Source organism: Sphingorhabdus sp. (assembly GCF_044357595.1).
GTDB lineage: Bacteria > Pseudomonadota > Alphaproteobacteria > Sphingomonadales > Sphingomonadaceae > Sphingorhabdus_B.
Map to the genome: position 1 here is coordinate 1 of NZ_JBIKPH010000201.1, position 2,990 is coordinate 2,990.

The 2,990-nt window shown below is 53.6% G+C and carries 4 protein-coding genes; all 4 read right to left on the bottom strand.

The window, feature by feature from the left end; translation table 11 throughout:
- On the bottom strand, window positions 1-136 hold a 136-nt coding region (locus tag ACIQ2T_RS12950), incomplete at its 3' end, for a PepSY domain-containing protein (protein ID WP_397591167.1).
- A gap of 10 nt (window positions 137-146) precedes the next feature.
- On the bottom strand, window positions 147-2,120 hold the full coding sequence (locus ACIQ2T_RS12955) for a TonB-dependent receptor family protein (protein WP_397591164.1): 1,974 nt from the start codon (window positions 2,118-2,120) through the stop codon (window positions 147-149).
- 51 nt (window positions 2,121-2,171) lie between these two features.
- Entirely contained in the window at window positions 2,172-2,564 is a 393-nt protein-coding gene (locus tag ACIQ2T_RS12960; RefSeq protein WP_397591165.1) for a hypothetical protein, read from the bottom strand.
- A 39-nt stretch (window positions 2,565-2,603) separates the two neighbouring features.
- A partial coding sequence (locus ACIQ2T_RS12965) for a J domain-containing protein (RefSeq protein WP_397591166.1) occupies window positions 2,604-2,990 on the bottom strand: 387 nt, incomplete at its 5' end.

Consider the following 2,990-nt stretch of genomic DNA (forward strand, 5'->3'; position numbering starts at 1 on the left):
CCTCCCAACGGTCTATTTGCGGCTTGAACAAATAGATTGCACCCGTTGTCGCCAGCACGAGAACAAGTGGCATGACGAAGAGCGATGCATAAAAATGCCAACGCCAGATTGTGCGGTAGAATGATGTGTTTTCCATGCCCTACCTCCTAAAACCGCATCCGAACGCCGCCATAAATCGCTCGGCGTTCTACCGGATAGTAAATGGCGGAGGCTGGCGTCGCCAATAGTGCTGCCGACACATCGCCAATGGCTTTCACACCCGTGACGTTTCGAGCATCGACGAATATATTTACGCCGTTTTTGATGCGCGCCGCGGCAGATACGCCCCACAATGTATAACCTCCATTACGGGTTGTGTTCCGATAATCCGCCCAAGCACCTTGGGGCACCCATTCCACATTTGGCGAAACATGCAGATCATCGTCGCCCAGCCGAAGCTCAGACCGCAGGACGTGGATCGGAACTACAGGTAGTCGGCGGTTACCATATTGGGCATCAACCACGAATCTGAAATCCGAATATTGCCAGATTTGCCGAAAGCGCAGCCAATTGGTCGGCATGGCGCTGAATGCAGCTTCGACGCCCTGATGACGTGTCTTGTCCGCGTTAAAGGTTGCTGCGGGAATGTCCGGTCCGACGGTAAACTGAAGCATCTCCCGTTTTATACTGGCCCGATAAATCGCCACATCCCAGCTTACCCATCCCAATTTCCCGCGTGTCCCGATTTCGGCTGTCCATGCTGTTTGCTCCTTTACAGGAACGAACGCCGCAATTTGTGCGAGTTCAACGAAAGTTGGGAATTCTGTGGATTTGCTATAGTTGGCAAAAATTTGGACGTCTTCGGACGGTTCCCACAGTACGCCAAATTTGGGCGAGAAAGCGTCGAAAGACGCTGCACCCGTTGCGGCAGACGGAACGATCTGAACCTGCTTGCGGACACCATCGGCATATATACCGCCAGCTATAAGCGTAACGCCCACAACCGGCGTTGCACGCAGCTCTCCATAAATGTTCGATGTTCGGGCCGTCTGGTCGGCATCGAAAGTAAGCGCTCCGCGCGTGCCGTTCACATTGATAAAGCGCTTTGAGTCAATTGTTCCCCAACGGGACTCGCCGCCGACAGTAACACTCCAGTCGTCTCCCTCGCGATCATAACGCGCGAACACGCCGCGATCTGTCGATGCCTGATCAATAACCTGGTAAATTGGGTGATATAATTCTTTGACGTTCAAGAACGCGCCAACATCCAATTGGCTGTTGCCCCAATCGAAACGGGTTCGATTCTGGACACGAACCGAATTGATATCGCGCGCCTGATCCCCGACAAAATTGCCGCTGCGTGGCGTAGTCAATGCCGTTGCACGGGTCAATGCACCAGGTAATTCCTGGTTAAGTGTCGTCGCGCTTCCGTAAAATCGCGTCGACCCGACATCCGAAATCCTAAGCCCAACATTTCCGTTAAAGCGAATTGAGTTCCGCTGGGCGTGTTGGCGATCCCCCTCGTGGCTATCGGCGCTGACCGCTGCCCAAGCATTGGCATCGCCATCACTCACTCCAAAAGACGCCAAGCCACGATAAAAGTCAGAGCTACCGACATCACCGCGAAGATAAAGCCCGCCGGCATTGTCTCCGGTTGGCGTAACTCCGTTTATTGCACCGCCCAGCGTTCCGGAACCAAAGCGTAACGCGTTTGCGCCGCGATAAACCTCAAGATGGTCGAAAAATATCGGTTCAAGTTCTTGAAAATCCCCATTGTCGTCTGCCAGATTGATGGGGATGCCATCCTGCAATAGCGTCAACCCACGCATATGAAACCCACGCGACAAGCCGGAACCACGAATGGAAATCCTGACCTCCTGGCCAAAGCGAGGTTGCGTATACACGCCGGGGGAAAAGGCCAATGTATCGCGCAACGACACGATAGTCTTGTCTGCATAATCTTTGTGACTGATAACGTCAGTGCCACCGGCGGTCTTGTTTGCTGATGTTTCTGCTTCGTCAGCAGCGGCAGGTCCAGTGACGATGATCGTGGCGTCAGCGGCATCTTCAGCAGCCGCGGGAGTGATAATAGAAATAGCTACGCACGCCACAGAAGCGCGCAAAATGGACATAAATTTCATGGTATTTTCCCAAATCTAAACGAGAGATCAGCCGCAAAGCAGCCCTTCAGTTTAGATGAAGGAAGGTGGTCCTGTCGCAGGAGGCGGTGGCGCCGCTAAACCAGCACCAACCGAAACCTCGCTTTTGGCAAAACCTGGTAATGGCAGGGCAACTGGAGCCATTGCAATTTGGGAAACGGAGGAAAGGAAATCCGCTGCAATCGCTGCCCCAGCAAAAGCACAAGGCTGATGCTCAACAGATTTACCCTTTGATGGGTCTTCCTTGTGCAGCGTGCCCGATTTGTCCATCCAAACGGTCTGGGTATCCATGCCAGTGCATATGGTCAGCGCAAAACTGCGCTCTGTAGACGGCATGAAACCTGCCGGAACCATGATACGTAAAGCAAGCGCCAGCACAATCAATGCAGCGGCAAAGTTCCGGAAAGGCGGAAAGTCTCGAATCACGACTGGCCTATGCGCCGATAGTTTCGCGCGTACAAGACGCTAGCCCTTCCACGCGCGCCGTTCTTCTGCGACGCGTAAGACGTCATAGGCAGCTTGCCCCGCCTGAAACGCCTTGGCGGCATCGGCATTGCCAGGGTTCACGTCAGGATGGGTTTCTTTAGCAATTTTGCGCCAAGCCTTTTTCGCGTCCTCAAAGTTGGTATCGCTTTCAAGGCCTAGTATATCGAGCGCGTGCATTTCGTCACGGCTTCGGCTGCCATCGCCGGACCCAGCCCAACCATAATGCGCCGATTCCTTATAACCCGAAGAATCTCGGCGTTCATTGGCCTCGCGTTCTTCGGCTTCTTCCTTGGTCAGCCCCTCAAAATAATCATATCCGCGGTTATACTCACCGGCATGTTCCTCACAAAACATCCAGCGATCTGG